We start from the raw sequence: 21,750 nt of genomic DNA, 5'->3' as shown, positions 1-21,750 counted from the left end.
ACGGCGATGTCCACCGGTCCGGGAGTCTTTTGATCGAGGTGTTCGGCGGAAAACGTAGGGCCGTCAGTTGCACAAGTCAAGGAACGGAAAATGCCGGTGCCGCGGCGCGTTCAGCCGATCATCGGCCGTCGGGCAGGTCCGGGGCGATCGCGCGCAACTCCCGGCGGTAGCGCCCCGGCGGCTGCCCGCAGAGCTTGCTGAATGCCTCGTAGAACTGGCTCTGGGATCCGAATCCGGCGCTGCGCCCGACCTCGGTGACCGGCAGGTCGGAGGTGAGCAGGAGGCGCTGGGCCTCGCAGACGCGGTACTGGATGAGGTAGCTGAACATGCTCTGCCCGAGGACGCGCCGGAACAGGTCCATCGCGTGGTGCGGATGCACGTAGGCCGTGTGGGCGATGTCGGCCGCCCGCAGTGGCTCGGCGAAGTGTTCCGCGATGAACTGCACCATCCGGGCGGCCTGCGCGATGTCCGAGTCGAGCGCCACGGCGGGTGCTGCACGGACCCGCTCGGCCACGATCTCGTGCGCCAGCCGACGTATCCGCGCCTGGATCTCCATCTCCGCAGTGGCGCGCAGGAAGGCCGAGCCGCTGGACAGGTCGGCCGACCATTGCGAGAAGAGCCCGGCGTCGAGGGACGGGCCGACCTCACCGCCGCCGCTGACCGTGCCGCCCTGCAACAATAGGGCGACGAAGGCGGCCGGTAGTTCCCAGCGCAACATCATCGGGAGCGGCACGGTGAGCCACTGCGCCGAGGAGTCGGGCGGGCAGTCGATCAGCTGGTGCGGCCGGGCGCCCCAGAACGCCATCATCGTGCCCGCGGAGAGCACCACCTTCTCGGCCCCGAACAGGTAGACGAGCTGGCCCTGCTCGGCGAAGTTGAGCTCGATGTGGTCGTGGCGGTGGGCATGGGTCATCGGCACCGCGTGCCCGTGCTCGCAGGTCGACTCGTCGAGCTCGGCGCTCAGCGGGGCCAGCTGGGTGGTGTGCCTCTGCCTCACGACAATCCCGGAAGATACACCGTGCGGACCGGAAGAACTCCGCCATGACGGCCAGATACGGTCAATTGACCGCAGCACCGTGAGGTAGGGAGCGCGATGTCCGACGTATCCACGGTCACCTGGCCGGCCGAGGGCCGGATCAGCGGCGAGCCGTACCACCTGTCGGACGAGGAGGTGCGCTTCTTCGACGACAACGGCTACCTGGTCCTGCGCGACCGGGTGCCCCAGCCGCTACTGAGCCGGCTGCAGGCGGCGACGGCCGACCTGATCGCCATCGGGGAGACCGCTCCCCCGGGCAGCGACCCGGTCGACTACCGCTACGCCGACCGTCCCGCGGGACGCACCATGTTCCGGGTCGACTACCTCCACGACAAGGGCGAGGACTCGACCCTCGAGCTTCTCGGCAGCCCGGCCATCCTCGGCATCGCCGAGACTCTGCTCGGACGGAACTTCGTGCCGACGTATGAGTCCCTGGTCTTCAAGCAGGAGGGCGACGGCGCCCCCATCGAGTGGCACCAGGACGCGCTGCATCCGCGCAACGGCCGCATCTTCAACGTCGACATCTACCTCGACGACTCCCGTACCGGTGAGGGCGCGCTGCGCGTCGTTCCCGGCTCGCAACGCAGTGCTCCCGACATCTGCGAACTGCAGACCGACCACGGCTGGGAGCCGCCCGGCGTTATCAGTGTGGAGATGGGGCCCGGCGACGTACTGGTGCACGACGTGATGCTGCTGCACGGCTCGGAAGCGGTCACCGGAAACCGGCTGCGCCGGACGATCTACTACGAGTTCCGGGCCGCGGAGCAGATCCTCAGCGAGGGGCCGTGGGACGCCGAATGGGTGGCCAAGCGGCTCGCCCTGCTGCCGGTCGGGCTGGCCGCCTATGCGCGCGCCAACCCCGACGAGACAGGCTTCCGGTGGGGCATCTCCGACGAATACCGACCGGAAGAGGTCGACGACCGCTCGATCGCGCTGAAGGTGGCCCACATGGTCGGCAGCCCGGGCAACTACTGCAGCGCCGGGAGCGTCCCGCCGCGCTCCAAGACCTAGGCCTGTCGCACCGAAGGAGGGATGACGCAGCATGAGCGTGTCTCTGCCGGAACGGCTCGAGACCGACCAGCGCCGCCGCTTCCACGAAGACGGATACCTCGTTCTGCGCGGCCTCATCACCCCCGACGAGGTGGCGGATCTGCTCGCCAACTTCATGGGGTTGCACGCGGCCGGGCCGATTCCCGACTTCTACGAGCCCGTGGCGATGGAGGAGGCCGAGGGCGATCTGCTCAAGGTCTATCCGCGCATCATCAACCCGCACCTGGTCAATGCGTTGTCGCGGCGCTACCTGCTGGATTCCCGGTTCGGCAGCGTCGCCGGTGAACTGCTCGGTGAGGAACCCCTTGCCGCGCAGAGCATGTTCTACTTCAAGCCACCCGGCGCGCGGGGGCAGGCCCTGCACCAGGACAACTTCTACCTGCGGGTCGAGCCGGGCACCTGCGTGGCCGCCTGGCTCGCCTGCGACCGGGTCGACGTGGACAACGGCGGCCTCGAGGTCGTACCCGGAACGCATGCCATGGACCTCTTCTGCCCCGACCAGGCCGACACCAGCATCTCCTTCACGCGCGAATTCGTCCCGCCACCGCCGGGACTCGAAGCGGTGCCGGTGCACCTCGACCCGGGTGACGTGCTCTTCTTCAACGGCAGCCTCATCCACGGCTCGCCGCCCAATACCTCGGCCGACCGGTTCCGGCGTTCGTTCATCTGCCATTACGTCGGCCGCTCCGCACAGCGGCTGTCCCGGTGGTACCGCGAACCCCTGACGATGTCGGGCGACCCGGTGGCCATCGACCACAATCCTTGGGGTGGGCCATGCGGCACCGAAGACGACCCCGGCCCGCACTGATCAAGCTCCCAGCCAGAAGAGGTACGTGATCATGCAGGTCACCGCCACGCCCCCAACCGCGGCCGGGCGCCCCCTCGACATCGACCCCGCGGCGTTCGGCGAGCTGAGAGCGAGTGACGACGCGGCGCACGACGCGACCGAGCTCCGCCGGCGCCTCGACGCGGACGGATACCTCTTCCTCCCCGGCTATCTCGTGCGGGACGACGTACTGACCGCCAGACGGGAGCTACTGGACCGGCTCGCCCACCTGGGTTGGCTCGCTCCCGGCGAGGTCGATGACGCCGTACCGGCGCGCGACAAGGGCGAACCCTTCGGGATGAACGAGTTGGCCGGCAGCTCCCCCGGGCTGCAGCATCTGCTCTACGGCCCTCGCATGCTCTCGCTGTTCGAAGGTCTCTTCGACGATCAGGTGCGGCACTTCGATTTCACTTGGCTGCGGGTGGTCGGGCCCGGCCACGGGACCCTGCCGCACATGGACAACGTGTTCATGAACCGCGGCACGGACAAACTGCTGACGGCATGGACACCACTCGGCGACATCGACACCAACTTGGGAGGCGTCGCCGTACTCGAAGGCTCGCACCGGCTCGACGACATCATCCGTGACTACGCGACCCGCGACGTCGACACCTACTGCGCCAACTCCGACGATCCAGAGGAACTCGCCAAGGCCCGGAGCGGCCTGCCCTGGGGCGGGACGCTGACCGACGACCCGGTCGGCCTCCGGGAGCGGCTCGGTCTGCGCTGGGTGACCCGCGACTACCGCGCCGGCGACCTGCTGGTCTTCACCATGCACACCGCACACCTCGGACTGGACAACAACACGTCCGACCGTTTCCGGCTGTCCTCCGATTCCCGCTATCAACCGGCGTCGGAGCCGGCCGATCCTCGCTGGGTCGGCACCAACCCAACCGCCCACGGAGCGGCGAGCAAGCAGGGCCTTATCTGCTGAGCCCTGCACTGGCGCGCCGAACGGCTGCACGCGCAGATCGGCTCGTCAGCGTCTCTACATCCTGGACGAGCCGGAATCCGCGCTGTCCTTCGACAGTCGCCTCGTCCTCCTGGCCCAACGACGACTGCCACCTGGTCACCTCGACGCGGTCGTTTCTCCGCGCTCCCGACCGTTATCTGCGGCACCTGACCTGATCGGGCACAGTCGGCCCGGTCAGCGGTCGATCCACAACAGTCTGCGCATCACCCGGTCGTCGGAGTGCGCCGTCTCGCTACGCCCGGCGACCGAAAACCCGGCCTCGGTGAGCGCCCGCTCGGTGAATCTCTCCGCGATCTCCTCGGTGAACACTCCAATGATGAGCCGACGGCCGACCACGGACTCGAGCAGGTGCTCGACGAGATCGAGGTGCCGGCGCTGTGGGACGTATTCCAGCCCGGTGCGTACGACGTCGAAGCGTCGACCTCCGGGTGCGCGCCAGTGCAGGGCATTACCGACCCAGATGCGGTCGACCCACTCGGGCAGGCGCGACCGGGCGAGTTCGGCCAGTTCGGGGGCGATATCCAGGCCGTAGGGCTCCACCGCGAGGCCCCGATCGCGGCCCCACCGCTGCACGGACTGCATCAGATACCCACTCGCACAGCCGATGTCGAGGAAGCTTCCGTCGGCATCGACGGCATCCATCACGAGCCGCCGGCCAGCTTCCCAGTCCGCGGCCGTGCCGCTCTTGCCGGACTGGCCCCATGGCGTGTCGGCGCCGAGATACGCAGGGACCACCAAGTCCATCACCCCGGCGTGCCAGCCTGCCTCGTCGATCTCACCGCGATCCAGGGCGGCGTTGACGGCGGCGATCTGCCGCCAACCACCGTCTTTGACCGCCTCGATCGGCCTGGGGTCCACGGTCATCGGACGCTGCCCGTGGCGAAGTAACCCCGGCAGACGTTGTCCGATCCGTAGTCGGTGGCGATCTCCAGCACCCGGACACCGGCACCTCCGAGCGCCACCAGGGTGGAGCTGTAGTTGGGACACACGTCGTTGCGGGCATCCGGTACGGAGACCGGTGCTGCGACGGCGGACCAACCTCCGTGCCCGCCGGGCCCGGTCTCGAACAGGGTGTCGCCGTTTCCGGCTGCGACGCCGCCGTCGGCGTTGTTCAACACCTGTCCCACCAACAGGAGGCGCCCACCGGTCGCCGTCGCGATAGTCGGGGTATGAGTGAAGTACTGCCCGCTAGGACTGTGGATCATCGGCCCGATGTCGCGTGGGTCGCCCCAGTTCCACCCGTCTCGTGAGGTGCGGTAGTGCACCGCGCAGTCGTACTGGTCGCCGGTGCCGCAGACCTCGTAGGTCATCAGGTAGCTGCCGCCGGGCAGTCGCCGGACATTGGCCATGCCCGGACGGTGGTTCGGGTCGGTACTGGCCACCGTGAACCGCTCGGCGCTCCAGTGCACACCGTCGGTGGAGACTGTGCGGGCGAGGAGCTGGCTGTAGGTCGGCTGGTGCGTCTCGTCAGAGAAATGGCATACCAGTCGGCCATAGGCGTCGACGGAGAGCTCCGGCTCCCACAGCCCACCGCCGTTGGGTGCCTGCGCACAGGCCGACAGGAAGGACCAGTGCCGACCCAGATCATCGCTGCGCCAGATCCGTAGCGACATCCGCCGGTCGGTCGTCACGCCCTGGCCGATCGTGCCGGCCCACAGCAGGGTTCCGGCCGGCATCGACCCGATCCGTCGTGGCAGTTCGAACAGGGTGGTACAGCACAGACCGCCCGCGGCCAGTGAATCGGCGACTGCACCCACCTGGCGGAAGGAACCGCCGTTGTCGGTGCTCTCGAAGATCGCGCCGACCGGGCCCTGCGCGGGGAAGGAGGTCGCGTCGGCGATGATCCGGCCGTCCGCCGACCCGGAGTGGGCCAGCCGGATCGCGCGGGGATACATCGCGACGTTGGGGCTCAGCAGCTGACCCGTCGCCGCTCCCGCGCTGCCCGGGGCGACGACCAGTCCGGCGGCCACCGCCACCAGCGCGATGATCAGGACGACGGCGCGTCTCCTGCACGGGATAAGCGAGGGCCGGAGACCCATGACACCTCCAGGCGAAATGCCGGTTCGACGACTAGGCAGCATGCATCGATGCATTGAACGATGCAAGGGACATCCGCCGGGCCGATCGGCGCACGCTGGGTGCCTTGCTACTGCGGCTGCTCACCACGCGTGGAGGTCATCAGAGCGCCGAGCGAGCCGTAACACCGCACGGCGGTGATCCGGTCGTCGCCGAGGTCGTAAACCAGACAGTAAAAGAGTCGTTGTCCAGCCGGGCCGGGGGCGCTCATGGTGTCACCTTCGAGATAAGCGTGCCCATCCGAGACGACTAGGCTTCGCTGTTCACCGCCGACCATCCTGCCGTGCAACTCGATGAGGTAGTCGCGGACAACAGTCGGACCGCGGACCTCCTGCTCGCTCTCGACCATGATCCACGTGACGTCGTCCGCGAAGAATGCGGAGAAGTCCTCGTCCCTGCCCATGGCGTCGAAGTATCGGTCCAGGATCTTCTGAGTCTGCTCGACGGACACGTGGCACTCCCGACTGGAGTAGTTGCTCCACGCTATCGCCACGGAATCCGGATCCACGACAAGTTCGCAATATCACTCCTTGCTGCAACGGCTAAAGGATCTGGTGTAGGCCAGGGGGAATCCCGCTATCGGCACGCGACCGAACGGTCGCCGTCATAATCACTTCATCGAACAAGGAGAGGTGCGCCATGCCGTTCGCATTTGTCTTCGATATGGCAGACATGGGCCAGGCCGACTATGACGAGCTGATGAAGGCCCTCAACCAGGAATCACTCGACGCGGCAAGTCCGAGTGGTTTGATCGCCCACCTGGCCGGGCCAACGCCGAATGGAGGTTGGCGAGTCCTCGACCTGTGGGAGTCGCAGGAGGTAGCCGACGCGTACTACAGCGCGGACCTCTTCCAGCAGAGCGTCGGGTCCGCCCCGTTCGAGGTTCAGACATCTCCCTGGCCGATGCACCGGGCCGAGTTGGAGACGACGCTCAAGCACCTCGGTTGACCCCTTACGGGACGAGCGGGCGAACTTCGTTGGCGACGAACCGGACGAAGCCTTCCGGGTCGGGGTCGTCCGCCGTCGGCTGCAGCACGACGGTATCGGCGCCGGCCCGCGCCCACCGCTGTACGGCGGCAGCGACCGTCTGTGCGTCTCCCGCGACTCCGACCTCGTCCGGATCGTTTCCGGCGGAGCGTACGTCGGCGGCGAGGCGCTCGGCCGCCCCCGGCCCGGTCGCCGCGGACAAGTAGACGATGAGTGGATGCGGCTCGGTCCGGCCGGCTATCGCCCGGCCCTCATCCACGAGCCGCCGCGCCCGCTCGACACCGGCCACCGTCGTGTCGGCGGTGAGGAGGGTGGCGTCGGCGACTTCGCCGGAGAGCCGGAGCGTCCGTGGTCCGATGGCGCCGATGAGCACCGGCGGTGCCGGCTCAGGAGACCAGTTGAGCGCGACTCCATCGAGGCGCACATAGCGGCCCTCGAACGTGACCTTCTCCCCCCGCAGCAACCGACGCAGAGCCACGGTGTACTCCCGCAGGAGCGTGACCGGCGACTCGACGCCGACACCGACCTGGTGCATCCAGTCCAACACGCCATGTCCGACGGCCGCGATGGGCCGGCCAGGAAAGGCCCGGTGCAACGTCGCGACCTCCATGGCGGTCAGCGCGACATTGCGCAGCGGCACCGGCATGAGCCCGATTCCCACTCGGACCCGTTCCGTCCAGGCCAGCGCCGCCGCCACGCTCGCGATCGCACCCTCGCGAAAACAGTCCTCCCACAGCCACAACTCCTCGAGGCCTGCGTCGTCCGCCGCCTCAGCGACCGACCGCAGCCGCTCCGGCGGCAGGTAAGGCAGGAATACAGCGCCAAGTGTCGTCACCGGCCCATCATCGCGCCCATCCCCGCGGCCGCGCCAGCCACCCCCGGCGCCGGATGCCCGTTCCGCACGGTCGAAACACGACGCTCCAGGTCATGCGGGGCATGACTCCTAACCGAGGAGTGAGTGCAGGCGCCGACGCGCCTTGGCCTCGAAATCACTGTCATGCTGTGCCATCGCATTGGGGATGGTGTTGAGGGTCTCGAGCAGGCCGACAAGCTTGACCCGCGAGTCCCAGTCGGGGGCCACCGACCGGCCCGCCCAATAGGCCTCGGCGAAGACGCTCGCCGAACCCGGGTACGACGGGAAGAACAGCCAGTCGAGCTTGAACCATTCGCCTGCGGTGTCCCAGATCTCGGCCAGGTCGAAATCCAGGACGGCCGCGAGCCGGCCCTCTCGATCGACGAGGACGTTGCCGGCGTAGAGATCCCGGTGGCACAGCGTCGGGCGGGCCACGGGAGAGACTGCCTGGGCGAGGTCCTGGATGATGGCTACAGCGCGGGCGAGTTCCGTCTCGTCGACCGCTCCGACCGACCGACAGCGGTCACGCACGTGCTCGAGGCGATATTCGACGTAGTCGGACCAACCTCCGAACGCCGGCGATGAGCCGTCCAAACGGGAGCTGAACGCATCGTGGTTGATGCCGTGCAGCAGTGCGGTCGCGGCGCCGAGGTCGGAGAACAGCCGCGCAGCCCGATGACCGACGAGGGACTCCGGCGTCGGTGTACGCCCGTCGATCCATCCGTAGACGCGCATCAACCGGTCCGCGTGGACGCCGAAATGGACCACAGGGGCGACCGGCACCCCGGCCTCCCCTGCCAGCAGGTGCGCCAGGTGCGCGGAGCGCGACTTCGATTCGGAGGACGCGGGCGCGAACTTGACCACGTAGCGACCGCCATCGGCCGTGGCGACCGTCCAGTTGTCGTTGCGGCCATGCCCGCCCGACAGGGTCTCCGCACGGATCACCGGTGCAGGCAGCACGGCTGTCGCAGCAGAGGCAACGTCCGCAGGCGACGATCCGGCAGGATCCACCTGGGCGACCCTAGTCCCAGGCAATAGTGTGGCCCGGTGGACATTCACGATGGGTTCGACGACGAGGTGGTCGCCCGGGTGGACGAGGTCGTCGGGCGAGCGGTGGAGCAGGGCGATGTACCGGGGGTCGTCGCCGCCGTCGCCCGTGGCGACACGGTGCACGTTGCGATCGCCGGCCTGATGGCGGTTGGTGGTGCGCCGGTGCGCCGGGACACCCTGTTCCGGATCTCGTCCAACTCCAAGCCGATGACGGCGGCCGCCGTACTCTCGATGGTCGACGAAGGCTTGCTGGACCTCGATGCGCCGGTCGACGAGTTGCTGCCCGAGCTCGCCGATCGTCGCGTGTTAAGCCGTCCCGACGGACCTCTCGCCGACACTGTGCCCGCACAGCGGCCGATCACCACCCGCGACCTGCTGACGTTCACGTGGGGTTTCGGTATGGAAGGTGCGCTCTTCATGGCGCCCGAGCCGTGGCCGATCCTCACCGCGACGCTTGACCGGGACCTCGCGACGTTCGGACCGCCGCAGCCGGCCAGTACACCGGACCCCGATACCTGGCTCGGGCGGCTCGGTGAGCTGCCCCTCCTGGCCCAGCCAGGGGAACGGTGGCTCTACTCGTCCGGCGCGCAGGTTCTCGGTGTGCTGGCCTCGCGGGTGGGCGGCGCGCCGTTCAAGGAGGTCCTGCGTGCGCGGGTGTTCAGCCCGCTCGGCATGAAGGACACCGCCTTCCACGCCGACGACACCTCGCGGCTCGCCACCGCCTACGAACGGCGCGATGGGCGGCTGGAGGTGAGTGATGAGCCGGACGGCCAGTGGTCTCGCCCGCCGGCGTTTCCTGACGGCGCAGGAGGTCTGGTGTCCAGCGTCGACGACATGGTGGCGTTCGGCCGGATGCTGGCGCGCGGTGGCGACCCGGTCCTGAAACCCGACACCGTCGCCGCGATGACCCGCAACCAGCTGACCCCGGAACAGCAGGCGAACGTCTGGCCGGGGTTCAGTTTCCTCTCCGGTCGCGGCTGGGGATACGGGGTGTCCGTGCTCGAGGACGGCGCATACGGCTGGGAAGGCGGCTTCGGCACGACGTGGTCGAACGTGCCGTCGGAGGACCTGACCGTGGTGGTCCTCACCCAACGCACCGCCGACGAGACCGGTATGCCGGCCGTGTGTGACGACGTCCTGACGGCCGCCCGCTCGGCTACGTGAGCAAGGCGACGGCCGCGATCAGCGACTGTCTGCGCCGATGGTCTTCGATGTCCACGCCTGTTGGACGATCCGGTAGTCGATCACGACGATCTGCTCCCGGCGGAGGATCTCGCGGGCTTCGGGTGAGGTCAGGAACTGGTAATCGGTCAGCCGCACCCGCCAACCCCCGTCGATCGCCTGCGACTCCTCGTTCCCCAGACCAGGATGTACGGCCCACTCATTGAGCCCGGCCGGTAGCTCGTGCAGGAGCTCGGCGTAACGCGCCGACTTGCCGTCGACGTCGAGTGCGAAGCTGTCCAGGAAATCGTGATCGGTGACCGGCAACCCGCGCCGACGTACCTTCTCACGTCCGGGTTCGAGCCAGATCCGCACCGCGAGACCGTACTGTTCGGCCAACGACAGAGTCAGGTCGAGGATGTCGTCGCGCCCGCCGTCGGCGAGGCAATGCCAGTCCAGGTGGGTCGGTGTCAGCCCGGCATCGACGACCCGGTCGATCTGTGCCCGGAACTCGATTTCCACCTCGTCGATGCGCGCCTGCGCGACCAAGTCGGGGACCTGCGCGGGCGAAAACAGGGCGCCCCTGGCGTCGAGCAGCGAAGGGACCTTCTCCTTCGCCGTGACCGGACCCCATCGGTAGTAGGTCGTGTCGCAGAACAGTGTGAGGTGAATCCCGAACGGGATCTCCGGACGGTCGTCGAGCAGGTGCATCGCGTGCAGCGCCCACGGGCACGGCACCATCAGGCTGCACGAACTGGCGATACCCTCCTCGATCGAGTGAATGACCGCGGCGTTGATCGCGTGGTACATGCCGAAGTCGTCGGTGTTGACGATGAGCACCCGTGCATCCGGCGGAAAGCCGAGCAACTCACCGGAGTGCGCGAAGATGTCGGCCATGCCCACAATCCTCGCCGTCGGGCGGGCGATTCGCCAGGGTTTTTCTCCGCGGCCGACGGCGGTCAGGCCGGAGGTGCGAAGAACTCGAGCGCAATCCCGTCGGGGTCGCGGAAGGACAGCCCAGTGCCGTAGTGGGCGTCCACGATGTCGCCATGGTCGATCGAGAGTTCGTCGAGGCGCCGGGACCAGTCCTCGATCTCACTGCGATCACGACAGGCGAAGGACACGTGGTCGAGCCCCGTACGGTGCTCGTCGAAACTGTCATCCGCGGCCTGAGGGTGGGTGTGCAGACCGAACAGCTGCCCGCCCTCGAGCGCGTAGACGGAGTGGTGGAATCCGCCGATCTGCTCGTCCTCGTCGAGAACGGGAGCGGCGCCGAACAGCGCGCTGTACCAGCGAATGCTCCGCTCGAGATCGGTCACCGTCACGGCGACGTGGGTGATGGACGGAAAAGCTGGCATGGCTGGCTCCTTGGTGCCGCGGGATTGCGGATCAACCTACAGTCCCAGAGGTCCTGATCGCAGCGATCTCCCGTGATGAAGCCGCTAGTGGAGGAGCTCGAGCGCTTGCGAATCCTTACTCTCAACGTGCAGACGAGCGCTACGGCCGCCGGAACACCGCACGCCATCTGTAGGAGTCCGGGCGCGGCACCTGCTCGACACGGATCGCCCGGAGCCCGCCGGCCGCGAATGAATCCACTTCGCTCCGGGTGAGCGGCCACGGTGGGCCCTCCACGTGCTCGCCCTCCTCGCGGATCCCGGAGATCACCAGGAGCTCGCCGCCGCGCGCCACCATCCGGCCGACGTGGCGGATCGCTTCCGCACGCACGGACAGTGGCATCGACTGCACCGTGATCGACTCCACCACGAGGTCGAACGCACCGGACCAGGCGGCGGGCGGGTCGAGCAGGTCGGCGACCACATAGTCCACTTTCGACTCGGGAAAGCGGACCCGCGCACCGCGGACCGCAGACTCCGAGACGTCGAATGCGGTGGTGCTGAAACCGAGCCCCGCGACGTATTCGGCGTCCCGCCCGTAGCCGCAGCCGATCACGATCGCGCGCCGGCCTGCGCCGTCGACACCGCGTTCGTCCAGCCAGTCGACCAGCAACGGGTTGGGCTCAGCACGGTCCCACGGCACGATCGCATCACCGGCCGCAGCTTCGGCGTAGAGCCGCTCGAACCACCCCGTCGGATCGTGCTGCGCGAGCGACTCAGCCGCGAGTCGGCTGGCGTCCGTGTCCCCGTCGTCGATCACCTGGGCATTCTGGCACGCGATCACCGGCGTAAGGAATCGGCTTGTGCCCGCGTCCCGCGTCGGGTTGGGTCGGTGGTCGTGACCGCATTGGACGACCTGATTCGGCCGGACCGATATCCTCGCGCGTCGAGGTACGACCCCTCGTGGCTGATCGGTCTGGACATGGGGCCGAATCCGCTCTGGCTCCTGGAGGACCTGGCTCACGACCTCAACCTGCGGCCGGGGATGCGGGTGCTCGACCTGGGCTCGGGCAAGGGCGCGACGTCGGTGTTTCTGGCCCGGGAGTACGGCGTACAGGTCGTCGCGGCCGATTGGTGGATCGGCGCCGACGAGGTCGCGGCGGTTTTTTCCGACGCCGGTGTGAGCGGACAGGTGGAAGCCGTGCACGCCGAGGCCCACGCGCTTCCGTTCGAGACGGAGAGTTTCGACGCGATCGTGAGCATCGACGCGTTCGAGTACTTCGGCACCGCCGACAGCTACCTGCCGTACCTCGCGCGATTTCTGCGGCCGGATGGCCAGTTGGGGATGGCGACACCCGGGATGACCCACGAAGTCCGCGAGCTCGGTGCGATCCCTCCCCATATCAAATCCGTGTTTGGCTGGGAGGCGATCGCGTGGCACACCGCTGAATGGTGGCGCTTCCAATGGGAGGTCACCGACCTCGTGACCGTGACCTCCGCGCGACTGCAGAAGGACGGCTGGCTGGACTGGTATCTGTGGGCACAGGCGTGCGCCGAGCGGGCACCGGATGGCCGGGCGTCACGCCAGCAGGTGATCGACCTGCTGGCCGCCGATCGTGGAGAGTTCCTCACCTTCGCTCTCGCGACCGCACGTCGCCGCTAGGCGCGATTCTGTGGCGGACTCTTCGTCACCCTCGGGGCGGCTCGGAAAGGCAAGCAGCCCCAGGGCGATCGGGGCATGCGCCGCCGCGATGATGAGCGCGGTGACCGGTGCAGACGTCCCGGTGAGGAGCAGTCCGCCGAGAGCGGCGCCGGTGGGAAATCCGCAGGCAGTGATCGAGGCACGGGCACCGAAGACCCTGCCTCGTTCGTGTTCGGGAACGAGGCGTTGCAGGACGGCGCGCGCGATCGGATAGAACGGCGCGGCCAGGACACCGACGAGGACGGCAAGTCCGACCGCAATGACGACGGTGTGAATGGCGGCGAGCAGAGCGAGGCACAACCCGCTGCCGGCGACCGCGAGCGGCAGGGACCGTGAGGGTCGGAGCCGGCCGACGACAGGGGTGAGCAGCAGGGTGCCGGCCAGCGATCCCACGCCGGCGGCTGAGACGAGCAGCCCGTACGTCGCCGGGCCACTGCCGAGCGTCGTCCGGCTGTAGGCGGGCCAGAAGACCTGCAATGCGCCATCGATGGTGAGTACCCCTAGCGCAGTGAGCGTCAACGTCAGCACCCCGCGACACGCCCGCAACGTCCGATAGCCGTGGACGAGGTCGGCCATCGTGGACCTGGTTGCTCGCTCGGTGGGCCTTCCCCCGGCCGCGGGGAGCGCGGTCGCAGCCGCAGCCATGCCCAGGAACGAGCATGCGTCGACGACGATCGCTGGTTGCACTCCGGCCAGAGCGACCGTCAGTCCTGCGGCGGCCGGTCCGACCCATTCGGCGAGATCGAATGTCGCGGCGAGCAGGCCGTTCGCCGCTTCCAGCTCGTCGTCCGCCACCAGCGTCGGCGCGACGATCTCCTGGCCGACCTCCGTGGCGCTGGAGAGCAGGGCACCGGCAAAGACGAGCGGATACAGGTACACGACCCGGAGCGCCCCGGCGGAGGAGAGCAGCGGAATGACGAGGAGCAGAACGGCGCGCAGGCCGTTGTCGACGACCAACGCCAGCCGCGGCCCGTAACGGTCCAGGACGTAGCCGGCGACCGGTGCGCCGACCGCCCTGGGTGCTCCGCCGATCAGGATCAGGAGGCCGAGGTCGGTCGGCGTACCGATCTTGAGTATCAGCCACGCCAACGCGACGGCGAGGAAGGTGTCGCCGAGCCGGGACGCGGTCACTCCCAGAAAGAACAGGCGGAAGTGCCGTCGTCGCACAAGCACACCGAGCGGACCTACGGGTTTCATCAGGCGTCTACGGCGCCACCGACCGACGTTCACGATTCACGATTCTGGGTGACGCCAAATGAAAGGAACAGTCTTGTATTTCGGCACCGACGGGCTCACGATAGGAGTATCAGAGATCGATTAATAAAATAATCGACGCGTGAGTCCCTACGATTTCAGCGCTCTACGCTTCCTCGTACCAGGGAAAGCCATTGGGATCGGCGGCGATCCGCGCGGCAAGCACCTCGTCGTCATGGCCTTTAATCTCGTTGAGGAACGGGAAATCGCCTGCGAGCACCGAGAGTTTGGCGACAGGTTCGACCGCGAGTGGACTTGCCGCCTGGGCGACCTCGATCAACGAGTCATCGACCGAGATCCGCGGTTGGATCTCGAAGGTGTCGGCGGGCAGGAGGTAGACGGTGCCCGCGCGCCACGGCCGCAACTGCAGTGCCGCCCGGCTGATGGAGAAGAAATAATACGGGTCACTCGTCCGGCCGTCGGCGCATATGCGCATGCACGAATTGCACAGCATCATCGGGTGTTGCTCGCGGTCCAAGATTGCGTAATACATGGGCCAGATCCCGTCGGTCGCGGCGAAGACCGCGCGTCGGTTGCTGAACTCCAACGTGTCGTCGGGCTGGCGGGGTTCGAACCGCTCGATGTCCGGATCGCCTGAGCCGTGCAGGACTACATGGCCGCGGTCGGCGGCGTAGCAGAGGAATTGCCATTTCGGCGCTTCGAGCCGGTAGTCGATGGGACGGTCGGGGCCGAGGTCCAGTGCCTGGCCCAGCAGCCGGTCGAAGGAGGTGAGCGTTTCGTGGTCCGGTCGGGCATCGGGCCTGGTTAGCCAATACGTCGGGAGGTGCATCCCGTCAACCTAGCGACACAGCGACACCTACGACGCGCTGCCGGCGCGGCCGAAATCTAGGCGCCCGATCACGCCAGAAGTCTGCCAGCACGGCCTGCGCGCAGGCCGAGACTCGGGCCAATCCTCGATCGCGCCGGAATTGGCGGCTAGTTTGGTCGAGACCTGTCGATTTCGCGCGGTCCGTCCGACGTAGAGGTGCACGGACCGATCGATCGACTTTGGAGGGAGCCATCATGGCTCAGTACGCAGTCCTGATCTACGCCCACGACTCCGCCCACGCGCCTGATGCGACGCCCGAGGACCTGGAGTCCTGCGACCGGCATTCGGACGACCTCGTCGAGAGCGGCTCGATGGTCATGGCCTACGCCCTGACGCCCAGGGACATGGCCACATCGATTCGTGGCGACACCATCACCGACGGCCCGTTCGTGGACTCCAAGGAGGTCATCGCGGGCTTCTACGTGATCGACGCACCCGATCTTGATGCGGCTCTGGCCATTGCCCGGCTCAACCCTGCGGTCCACGACGGTGGCGGTGTCGAGGTCCGGCCGGTCCACAGTGGCTTCGTGAGGCGGGAGGAGCAGCCGGCAACGTGACCGACGTTGCGACCGTCGAGGCGGCGATCGAGGACACGCACCGCCGCGAGTGGGGGCGGGTGCTCGCCGCTACGGTGCGTGTCGCGCGTGACCTGGATCTTGCCGAGGAGTGCGTACAGGAGGCCTACGCCGCGGCCCTTGCGGCCTGGGTCGGGAACGGCATCCCCCGTAACCCGGCCGCCTGGCTCACCATGACGGCGAAGCGGCGTGCGATCGACGCGATACGCCACGACCGAGCGGTCCGTTCCAGGCTCCCCTTGCTGGTGGAGAACGATGAGGAAGCCACCGAGGTCACCGTGCAGGAACTCTTGGCGAACGACGCCGAAGGCCCGGACGACGTCATACCCGATGAGCGCCTGCGGCTGATCTTCACGTGCTGTCACCCGGCACTGGCCCAGGACGCCCAGGTGGCGCTGACGCTACGACTGCTCTGCGGGGTCTCGACCGCGGATATCGCCCGGGCGTTCCTGGTGTCCGAGCCGACCGTGGCGGCGCGGGTGACCCGGGCGAAGAAGAAGATCTCCACCGCCCGGATCCCCTACCGGGTCCCTCGGGCCGCCGAGTTGCCGGATCGGCTGCGTGCCGTGCTCGCAGTGATCCACCTGCTGTTCACCACGGGCCATACGGCGCCTTCGGGCACATCGCTGGTCCGTGCCGAGCTCGTCGACCGCGCTTTGCACCTGGCCCGGATGCTGCGTGACCTGATGCCCGACGACACCGAGGTGCGCGGCCTGTATGCGCTGCTGCTGGTCACCGATGCGCGGCGCCCGACCCGCGTCGACGCCGACGGCCGGCTGGTGCAACTGAAGGACCAGGACCGGGCGCTGTGGGACCGGTCCGCGCTCGCCGACGCCAGCAGCATGATCGTCGAGTGCCTTCGCGCCGGTCCGCCTGGTCGCTACGTACTGCAAGCGGCGATCGCATCGCTCTATGCGGAGGCGCCGGCGTACGACCAGACCGACTGGCCGCAGATCCTCGCCCTGTACGACAAGCTGCTCGAGGTCTGGCCGTCACCGGTCGTCGCACTGAATCGCGCCGTACCACTGGCGATGGTGGCCGGAACGGAGACGGCGCTCGCGGAGGTCGAGAACCTCGAGCGAGATGGGCGTCTGTCCGGATACCACTACCTGCCCGCGGTCAAAGCCGACCTACTCAGCCGGATCGGCCGCATCGACGAGGCAGCCGACTCCTACCGGCAGGCGTTCGAGCTTTCCGGGAACGACGCCGAGCGGGACTTTCTCGCCGCGCAGATCGCCGATCACACCCACCGCGCTTGAAGCTAGCCGGTGCCAGGCCTTGCTCTCAGAAACTGATATCAGTATGATAGGGAAGTGGTATCGGGACCGTGGATGAAGGAGGCACCAGATGGCTATCCAAACTGCAGCCGTCACAGGCTCGGAGCTGCCTGAGCAGCGGGTTACCGAGAGCCCGGCCCGGTTTCTGCCCGGCCTTCGCGTGTTGGTGCTGGGCATCGTCGGACTGCTGGCCGGAGTGGCCGTCGCCGTCGTATCAGGCCACCAGCATCACGGCACGGCGGTGGTGTTGGTCGTGGTCTGCGTCCTGATCTTCATCGCCAGCGCTCTCGCCCTGGCGGGTCTTACGCCAGTCGTCCCCGGGCAGGCACGCGTCGTCCAGTTGTTCGGCCGCTACCGAGGCACTATCCGGGATTCGGGCCTGCAGTGGGTAAACCCGTTCACCCGGCGCATCGCGGTCTCCACGAGGATCCGCAACCAGGAGTCAGCTCAGGCGAAGGTCAACGACGCCGACGGCAACCCGATCGAGATCGCGGCGGTCGTCGTGTGGCAGGTCGCTGACACCGCGAGCGCCACCTACTCCGTCGATGACTACACGCAGTTCGTCACTATCCAGACCGAGACCGCCGTCCGGCACATCGCCTCCAGCTACCCCTATACGAGCCGTGGCGAAGGCGATTTGTCGCTGCGGGACAACGCCGACGAGATCACCCAGCGGCTGTCGACGGAGATCTCCGCACGGGTCGCGCCGGCCGGCGTACACATCATCGAGTCGCGCCTGACCCGGCTGTCCTACGCGGCGGAGATCGCTCAGGCCATGCTGCGCCAGCAGCAGGCGAACGCGGTGGTCGGCGCCCGGGCGCGGATCGTCGAGGGAGCGGTCGGCATGGTCCAGCTGGCGCTGCAGCGACTCCAGGACGAAGACGTCGTCGAACTGGACGAGGAGCGCAAGGCCACCATGGTGTCGAACCTGCTGGTGGTGTTGTGCAGCGAGCAGGCGACCCAGCCGGTGGTCAACACCGGCTCCCTCTACCAGTGACGGCACGCACGGAGCAGCGGTGACCGAGCGCAAGAGCGTCCTGCTCCGCCTGGACCCCGCCGTCCACGACGCCCTCGCCCGTTGGGCGAACGACGAGCTACGCAGCACCAACGCGCAGATCGAGTTCATCCTCCGCAGGGCACTCGCCGAAGCCGGACGGCTGCCCGACCGGGCGGGACCTATGCGGCCTCGCGGCCGACCACGCGAGCACTGACCGCCGGGCTACGGTCGGCGCATGGGTTCGACCGTGCCGGGCGTCGATGCGGGAATACGGCGGCGCCTCACCGCTCGCTTCGGCGGCGAGGTGGAGGCGTGGTTCGGTGAGCTGCCGGGCATACTGACCGCTCTTTCACGGCGGTGGCGGTTCGAGCTCGGCGCCCCGATCCCGCGCGGGAGTATGTCGGCCGTCTTCCGATGCCGGTTGCTCGACGGCGGGCGCGCTGTCCTGAAGGTCAGCCCCGACCGCGCGCGCTTGACAGCCGAAGCGGCCGCGCTCGACAACTGCCATACGGTACACACCCCCGCAGTGATCGCGTTCGAGGAACAACTCGGAGCGCTTCTGATCGAAGCGATCGAGCCCGGAACTCCCCTCGTCGAGTCCTTGATCTATCCAGCGTCGGACAGCGTCGCCGAACTGCTGACCTCCCTGCAAGACAGCAGTGTCCCCGACCCGTCGTATCCGACCGTGGAGCAGCGAGTTGCCTCCCTGTTCGACTCCTCGGCCAAGCTCTACGAACGTCACCCGCAGCTCATGGCGCTGATCCCGCCGGAGCTCTACGAACGTGGTCACCGGCTCGCGCGCCGGCTCGCGCTGCGCGACGACTCCCCGATCGTCCTGCTTCACGGTGACCTGACGCCCAGCAACATCCTCGACGGCGGAGCCGAGCGCGGCCTCGTCGCCATCGACCCCGCCCCCTGCCTCGGCGACGCCGCTTTCGACGCCGTCGACCTGATCCTCTGGCAGGCAAGTGACCTGGAGACGATCAACGCGCGCACCGAGAAGCTCGCCGCCGCGACCCACGTGGACGTGGAGCGGTACGTCGGCTGGTGCGAGGCATTTGCAGCCATGAGCGCGCTCGAGATCGCCAGCGCCGGAAACAATCACCGGGTCGGTGTGGAGGCTCTTATGCGGCTCGCTTCGCAGGCGTAGACGACCGGCGTACCAGGCCTATGACCACGGGGCTCCCGCCTCGGCCGGGTGCTGTCGCTGGCCGCTCCCGGCACCGAGGGCGTAGGTTCCGGTGAGGTCTCGAATGTGGGAGAGGTCGAATCGCCATGCCTACGGGTCTCATCCTGGAAACCACCGAGGTCGACATCGCCTACGACGTCCGCGGGCCACTGCCCACCGCCGACGGACGCGCACCGCTGTTCATGATCGGCCAGCCGATGGCCGCCGGCGGCTTCGCCACGTTGGCGTCGTACTTCCCCGACCGCACGGTGGTCACCTATGACCCGCGCGGTCTTGGCCGGAGCACCCGTAAAGACGGCCGGGTCGACCATGTGCCCACGGTCCAGGCTGAGGACGTGCACGCCGTCATCGAGGCCCTCGGCGTGGGTCCGGTCGAAATGTTCGCGAGCAGTGGGGGCGCGGTGACGGCGCTAGCACTTGTGGCGGCCTACCCCAACGACGTGTCCACACTCGTGGCACACGAGCCACCCCTCATCCCTGTGCTCCCCGACGCCGAGGCGGCCGAGCGCGCCCGGGCCGGCTTCAGCGACACCTACGAGGCCAAGGGTTCTGGTGCCGGGATGGCAGCCTTCATCGCCATGACGTCGTGGCAAGGCCAGTTCACCGACGACTACTTCGCCCGGCCTGCGCCGGACCCCGCCCAATTCGGGATGCCGACCGAGGACGACGGCTCCCGCGACGACCCGCTGCTCTCCGACCGGTCCTGGGCGGTCAGCAGCTATCGCCCCGAGGTCGACGCGCTAGCCGCGGCGCCGACCCGCATCGTGATTGCGGTGGGCGAGGAGTCCTTGGGCACCTTCACCGGACGCACGTCGATGGCCACCGCCGAGCTGCTCGGACAGCAGGCGGCCGTCTTCCCGAGCCACCACGGCGGCTTCGTCGGCGGTGAGTCCGGATACGCCGGCCAACCCGAGGCCTTTGCGCGCAGACTGCGCGAGGTGCTCGACGACGGCACCTGACACCTGGCCAAGGATTTTGACGGACCTGCTGGCTAGCATCCGGGCTTATGGCGCTAACGGTGGAAGAACGTGAACGGTTTCTCGCAGAACCCCACATCGGTGCGTTGTCGGTCGTCGAGCGACCGGATCGCGGGCCGCTGACCGTCCCGATCTGGTACCAGTACAGCCCGGGCGGTGAGCTGTGGGTGCTCACGCAGCCCGGCGCGCGGAAGACCCGCGCGATCGACGCGGCTGGTCGGTTCAGCCTGATGGTGCAGCGGACGGAGCCAACCATCCGCTACGTGTCGCTCGAGGGGCCAGTCATCAGGACGGCCCCGGGCAGCGCCGAGCGCTCGCGGGAGATGGCGGCGCGCTACATCCCACCCGACAAGGTCGACGACTACGTGGAGTTCGAACGCACGCAGCTCGGCGAACACATGGCCGTCTACCTGCAGCCGGAGCACTGGCTGTCCGCCGATCTGGGTCCAGCCTGGTAAGGCGCTATGTGGCCGCGATCTGGATGAGGTTCCCGCAGGTGTCGTCGAACACGGCCGTCATGACGGGGCCCATCTGTGTCGGAGGCTGGGTGAACGTCACACCGAGGGCGCGGAGTCGCTCGTACTCAACCTGGACATCCTTTACCGCGAACGAGGTGAAGGGGATGCCGTCGTCGACCAGCGCCTCCTTGAACGGGCCGACGGCGGGGTGTGCGCTGGGCTCGAGCAACAACTCGACCCCATCGGGATCCTCGGGTGAGACGACTGTCAGCCACCTCGCCTCACCGAGAGGTACGTCGTTCTTCGTCACGAAACCGAGAACGTCGGTGTAGAAGGCGAGTGCCGTGTCCTGGTCGTCGACCAGGACACTGGTGATGGTGATCCTCATCTGTCTGGCTCCTTCGTCGGCGGTGGCCATCGCTCCCAGATCTCGCGCAGGGGCGAGGTGTCGAGGTGATGGAACTTGTATCGACCCGAGCGCTCGGTCCGTACGAGTCCGGCGGATTCGAGCACGTCGAGGTGCTGGGAGATGGCCTGTCTCGTCGCGCGCACACCGTGCCGAGAAATGAGGCGACCGCAGATCTCGAACAGGGTCTGGCCGTCGCGATCGGTCAGCTCGTCCAGGATCGCCCGCCGGGTTCGGTCGGACAGCGCCTTGAACAGGTCACCCACCGCCGTACCATAGGCAAGCAGCGACTTGCCTGTCAAGCGAACGAACCTGCCGCTCCCGTCTTGTGGCCGTCAGGTCGACACCTTGCGCCCGACGAGATGAAACGGCCGGCTGAGTTGGCGGTAGGGATCTCGTCTGCTGGCTTCGAGTTCGACGGCGGCGATCGCCGCGAGCTGCTGCGAGTCGCTGAGGTCCAACTCAACTCCGCTGAAGTCCAGCCAGTCGGTGAACAGCCACACCCCGTACCAGCGGAGCGGCTCCACACCCTGGTTCTGCATGAGCTTGCTGAGCTGCTCCACCGTGTCTCCTCGGGTCGGCACCCCCAGCACCCCAACCTCGCTGGTGGCGTCGAAGGCCGCCAAAGCGTCCTCCCACCGCCGTTCCAAGGCTGGGCGAACCGCACCCGTCTTGGCATTTCCCGACATGATCGAGAGCACGCCGCCGGCGGCGGTGCACCGACACAGCTGGTTGACCAC

General features: G+C 67.8%; 27 protein-coding genes. 13 read left to right on the top strand and 14 right to left on the bottom strand.

Annotation, left to right across the window (positions count from 1 at the left end):
- Positions 1 to 118: 118 nt before the first annotated feature.
- Positions 119 to 997 carry a helix-turn-helix domain-containing protein gene (locus VGH85_17355; protein HEY2175578.1) on the bottom strand — a complete coding sequence of 293 codons (879 nt, stop codon included), beginning with the start codon at positions 995 to 997 and terminating at the stop codon, positions 119 to 121.
- Between the two features lie 96 nt (positions 998 to 1,093).
- Here VGH85_17355 and VGH85_17350 point away from each other — a divergent pair, with 96 nt between their 5' ends.
- From VGH85_17350 to VGH85_17340, 3 genes are read left to right on the top strand one after another with little or no spacing between them, the layout of a single operon-like run.
- On the top strand, positions 1,094 to 2,047 hold the full coding sequence (locus VGH85_17350; protein HEY2175577.1) for a phytanoyl-CoA dioxygenase family protein: 954 nt from the start codon (positions 1,094 to 1,096) through the stop codon (positions 2,045 to 2,047).
- A gap of 31 nt (positions 2,048 to 2,078) precedes the next feature.
- Positions 2,079 to 2,894 (top strand): phytanoyl-CoA dioxygenase family protein, encoded by an 816-nt coding sequence (locus tag VGH85_17345; protein ID HEY2175576.1) that lies wholly within the window; start codon positions 2,079 to 2,081, stop codon positions 2,892 to 2,894.
- A 31-nt stretch (positions 2,895 to 2,925) separates the two neighbouring features.
- Positions 2,926 to 3,846: a phytanoyl-CoA dioxygenase family protein gene (locus VGH85_17340; protein ID HEY2175575.1), complete on the top strand. Its 921-nt coding sequence runs from the start codon at positions 2,926 to 2,928 to the stop codon at positions 3,844 to 3,846.
- A 213-nt stretch (positions 3,847 to 4,059) separates the two neighbouring features.
- On the opposite strand, the gene VGH85_17335 is transcribed toward VGH85_17340, so the two are convergent.
- From VGH85_17335 to VGH85_17325, 3 genes are all read right to left on the bottom strand, one after another.
- Positions 4,060 to 4,749: a class I SAM-dependent methyltransferase gene (locus VGH85_17335; protein ID HEY2175574.1), complete on the bottom strand. Its 690-nt coding sequence runs from the start codon at positions 4,747 to 4,749 to the stop codon at positions 4,060 to 4,062.
- Positions 4,746 to 5,924 carry an exo-alpha-sialidase gene (locus tag VGH85_17330; GenBank protein HEY2175573.1) on the bottom strand — a complete coding sequence of 393 codons (1,179 nt, stop codon included), beginning with the start codon at positions 5,922 to 5,924 and terminating at the stop codon, positions 4,746 to 4,748. The genes VGH85_17335 and VGH85_17330 overlap by 4 nt, the downstream gene beginning before the upstream one ends.
- A 107-nt stretch (positions 5,925 to 6,031) precedes the next feature.
- Positions 6,032 to 6,412, bottom strand: a complete 381-nt coding sequence (locus tag VGH85_17325) for a nuclear transport factor 2 family protein (protein HEY2175572.1) — start codon at positions 6,410 to 6,412, stop codon at positions 6,032 to 6,034.
- 188 nt (positions 6,413 to 6,600) lie between these two features.
- Between VGH85_17325 and VGH85_17320 the strand changes: the two genes are divergently transcribed.
- The gene (locus tag VGH85_17320) at positions 6,601 to 6,909 is read left to right on the top strand and encodes a hypothetical protein (GenBank protein ID HEY2175571.1); all 309 of its coding nucleotides are present in this window, start codon (positions 6,601 to 6,603) and stop codon (positions 6,907 to 6,909) included.
- Between the two features lie 4 nt (positions 6,910 to 6,913).
- On the opposite strand, the gene VGH85_17315 is transcribed toward VGH85_17320, so the two are convergent.
- The gene (locus VGH85_17315; protein HEY2175570.1) at positions 6,914 to 7,783 is read right to left on the bottom strand and encodes an LLM class flavin-dependent oxidoreductase; all 870 of its coding nucleotides are present in this window, start codon (positions 7,781 to 7,783) and stop codon (positions 6,914 to 6,916) included.
- Between the two features lie 108 nt (positions 7,784 to 7,891).
- Positions 7,892 to 8,746, bottom strand: a complete 855-nt coding sequence (locus VGH85_17310) for an aminoglycoside phosphotransferase family protein (GenBank protein HEY2175569.1) — start codon at positions 8,744 to 8,746, stop codon at positions 7,892 to 7,894.
- A 102-nt stretch (positions 8,747 to 8,848) separates the two neighbouring features.
- On the opposite strand from VGH85_17310, the gene VGH85_17305 reads away from it, so the two are divergent.
- Complete coding sequence (locus tag VGH85_17305; protein ID HEY2175568.1) at positions 8,849 to 10,015, top strand: serine hydrolase domain-containing protein; 1,167 nt, start codon at positions 8,849 to 8,851, stop codon at positions 10,013 to 10,015.
- Between the two features lie 18 nt (positions 10,016 to 10,033).
- On the opposite strand, the gene VGH85_17300 is transcribed toward VGH85_17305, so the two are convergent.
- The 3 genes from VGH85_17300 to VGH85_17290 all read right to left on the bottom strand — a co-directional run bounded on the left by VGH85_17300 (position 10,034) and on the right by VGH85_17290 (position 12,166).
- On the bottom strand, positions 10,034 to 10,909 hold the full coding sequence (locus tag VGH85_17300) for a polysaccharide deacetylase family protein (protein HEY2175567.1): 876 nt from the start codon (positions 10,907 to 10,909) through the stop codon (positions 10,034 to 10,036).
- Between the two features lie 62 nt (positions 10,910 to 10,971).
- Positions 10,972 to 11,370, bottom strand: coding sequence for a VOC family protein (locus VGH85_17295; GenBank protein HEY2175566.1), 399 nt, complete (start codon positions 11,368 to 11,370; stop codon positions 10,972 to 10,974).
- Between the two features lie 139 nt (positions 11,371 to 11,509).
- Positions 11,510 to 12,166, bottom strand: a complete 657-nt coding sequence (locus VGH85_17290) for a class I SAM-dependent methyltransferase (GenBank protein HEY2175565.1) — start codon at positions 12,164 to 12,166, stop codon at positions 11,510 to 11,512.
- Between the two features lie 78 nt (positions 12,167 to 12,244).
- Between VGH85_17290 and VGH85_17285 the strand changes: the two genes are divergently transcribed.
- Positions 12,245 to 13,009, top strand: a complete 765-nt coding sequence (locus tag VGH85_17285) for a methyltransferase domain-containing protein (GenBank protein HEY2175564.1) — start codon at positions 12,245 to 12,247, stop codon at positions 13,007 to 13,009.
- Here VGH85_17285 and VGH85_17280 read toward each other — a convergent pair.
- Entirely contained in the window at positions 12,926 to 14,221 is a 1,296-nt protein-coding gene (locus tag VGH85_17280) for an MFS transporter (protein HEY2175563.1), read from the bottom strand. The genes VGH85_17285 and VGH85_17280 overlap by 84 nt on opposite strands.
- A gap of 187 nt (positions 14,222 to 14,408) precedes the next feature.
- Entirely contained in the window at positions 14,409 to 15,092 is a 684-nt protein-coding gene (locus VGH85_17275) for a hypothetical protein (GenBank protein ID HEY2175562.1), read from the bottom strand.
- A 233-nt stretch (positions 15,093 to 15,325) separates the two neighbouring features.
- Here VGH85_17275 and VGH85_17270 point away from each other — a divergent pair, with 233 nt between their 5' ends.
- From VGH85_17270 to VGH85_17240, 7 genes are all read left to right on the top strand, one after another.
- Entirely contained in the window at positions 15,326 to 15,688 is a 363-nt protein-coding gene (locus tag VGH85_17270; protein ID HEY2175561.1) for a YciI family protein, read from the top strand.
- Positions 15,685 to 16,965 (top strand): RNA polymerase sigma factor, encoded by a 1,281-nt coding sequence (locus tag VGH85_17265; protein ID HEY2175560.1) that lies wholly within the window; start codon positions 15,685 to 15,687, stop codon positions 16,963 to 16,965. Before VGH85_17270 ends, VGH85_17265 begins: the two co-directional genes overlap by 4 nt.
- Positions 16,966 to 17,053: 88 nt before the next feature.
- Complete coding sequence (locus VGH85_17260; GenBank protein ID HEY2175559.1) at positions 17,054 to 17,980, top strand: SPFH domain-containing protein; 927 nt, start codon at positions 17,054 to 17,056, stop codon at positions 17,978 to 17,980.
- A gap of 19 nt (positions 17,981 to 17,999) precedes the next feature.
- Complete coding sequence (locus tag VGH85_17255) at positions 18,000 to 18,194, top strand: hypothetical protein (GenBank protein HEY2175558.1); 195 nt, start codon at positions 18,000 to 18,002, stop codon at positions 18,192 to 18,194.
- Positions 18,195 to 18,215: 21 nt separating this feature from the next.
- Complete coding sequence (locus tag VGH85_17250; GenBank protein ID HEY2175557.1) at positions 18,216 to 19,130, top strand: aminoglycoside phosphotransferase family protein; 915 nt, start codon at positions 18,216 to 18,218, stop codon at positions 19,128 to 19,130.
- A 125-nt stretch (positions 19,131 to 19,255) separates the two neighbouring features.
- On the top strand, positions 19,256 to 20,128 hold the full coding sequence (locus VGH85_17245) for an alpha/beta hydrolase (GenBank protein ID HEY2175556.1): 873 nt from the start codon (positions 19,256 to 19,258) through the stop codon (positions 20,126 to 20,128).
- Positions 20,129 to 20,175: 47 nt separating this feature from the next.
- Positions 20,176 to 20,604 (top strand): pyridoxamine 5'-phosphate oxidase family protein, encoded by a 429-nt coding sequence (locus VGH85_17240; GenBank protein HEY2175555.1) that lies wholly within the window; start codon positions 20,176 to 20,178, stop codon positions 20,602 to 20,604.
- Positions 20,605 to 20,608: 4 nt separating this feature from the next.
- Here the strand turns inward: VGH85_17240 and VGH85_17235 are convergent, their stop codons facing one another.
- From VGH85_17235 to VGH85_17225, 3 genes are all read right to left on the bottom strand, one after another.
- On the bottom strand, positions 20,609 to 20,992 hold the full coding sequence (locus VGH85_17235; protein ID HEY2175554.1) for a VOC family protein: 384 nt from the start codon (positions 20,990 to 20,992) through the stop codon (positions 20,609 to 20,611).
- The gene (locus VGH85_17230) at positions 20,989 to 21,276 is read right to left on the bottom strand and encodes a metalloregulator ArsR/SmtB family transcription factor (protein HEY2175553.1); all 288 of its coding nucleotides are present in this window, start codon (positions 21,274 to 21,276) and stop codon (positions 20,989 to 20,991) included. Before VGH85_17230 ends, VGH85_17235 begins: the two co-directional genes overlap by 4 nt.
- Before the next feature lie 69 nt (positions 21,277 to 21,345).
- Positions 21,346 to 21,750 (bottom strand): SAM-dependent methyltransferase (locus tag VGH85_17225; protein ID HEY2175552.1); only part of this gene is annotated, 405 nt, incomplete at its 5' end.

The sequence above is a fragment of the Mycobacteriales bacterium genome (assembly GCA_036497565.1).
In the GTDB taxonomy this organism is placed as follows: domain Bacteria; phylum Actinomycetota; class Actinomycetes; order Mycobacteriales; family QHCD01; genus DASXJE01.
The sequence above is the reverse complement of the archived record's forward strand: the minus strand, read 5'-3'. Positions and strand labels throughout refer to the sequence as shown.

What these genes read in the sequence shown, in the direction of transcription:
- VGH85_17350 (HEY2175577.1), top strand. Translation starts at nt 1,094, where the DNA reads ATGTCCGACGTATCCACGGTCACCTGGCCGGCCGAGGGCCGGATCAGC.
- VGH85_17345 (HEY2175576.1), top strand. Translation starts at nt 2,079, where the DNA reads ATGAGCGTGTCTCTGCCGGAACGGCTCGAGACCGACCAGCGCCGCCGC.
- VGH85_17340 (HEY2175575.1), top strand. Translation starts at nt 2,926, where the DNA reads ATGCAGGTCACCGCCACGCCCCCAACCGCGGCCGGGCGCCCCCTCGAC.
- VGH85_17335 (HEY2175574.1), bottom strand. Translation starts at nt 4,749, where the DNA reads ATGACCGTGGACCCCAGGCCGATCGAGGCGGTCAAAGACGGTGGTTGG.
- VGH85_17330 (HEY2175573.1), bottom strand. Translation starts at nt 5,924, where the DNA reads ATGGGTCTCCGGCCCTCGCTTATCCCGTGCAGGAGACGCGCCGTCGTC.
- VGH85_17320 (HEY2175571.1), top strand. Translation starts at nt 6,601, where the DNA reads ATGCCGTTCGCATTTGTCTTCGATATGGCAGACATGGGCCAGGCCGAC.
- VGH85_17300 (HEY2175567.1), bottom strand. Translation starts at nt 10,909, where the DNA reads ATGGCCGACATCTTCGCGCACTCCGGTGAGTTGCTCGGCTTTCCGCCG.
- VGH85_17295 (HEY2175566.1), bottom strand. Translation starts at nt 11,370, where the DNA reads ATGCCAGCTTTTCCGTCCATCACCCACGTCGCCGTGACGGTGACCGAT.
- VGH85_17275 (HEY2175562.1), bottom strand. Translation starts at nt 15,092, where the DNA reads ATGCACCTCCCGACGTATTGGCTAACCAGGCCCGATGCCCGACCGGAC.
- VGH85_17270 (HEY2175561.1), top strand. Translation starts at nt 15,326, where the DNA reads ATGGCTCAGTACGCAGTCCTGATCTACGCCCACGACTCCGCCCACGCG.
- VGH85_17260 (HEY2175559.1), top strand. Translation starts at nt 17,054, where the DNA reads ATGGCTATCCAAACTGCAGCCGTCACAGGCTCGGAGCTGCCTGAGCAG.
- VGH85_17250 (HEY2175557.1), top strand. Translation starts at nt 18,216, where the DNA reads ATGGGTTCGACCGTGCCGGGCGTCGATGCGGGAATACGGCGGCGCCTC.
- VGH85_17245 (HEY2175556.1), top strand. Translation starts at nt 19,256, where the DNA reads ATGCCTACGGGTCTCATCCTGGAAACCACCGAGGTCGACATCGCCTAC.
- VGH85_17240 (HEY2175555.1), top strand. Translation starts at nt 20,176, where the DNA reads ATGGCGCTAACGGTGGAAGAACGTGAACGGTTTCTCGCAGAACCCCAC.
- VGH85_17235 (HEY2175554.1), bottom strand. Translation starts at nt 20,992, where the DNA reads ATGAGGATCACCATCACCAGTGTCCTGGTCGACGACCAGGACACGGCA.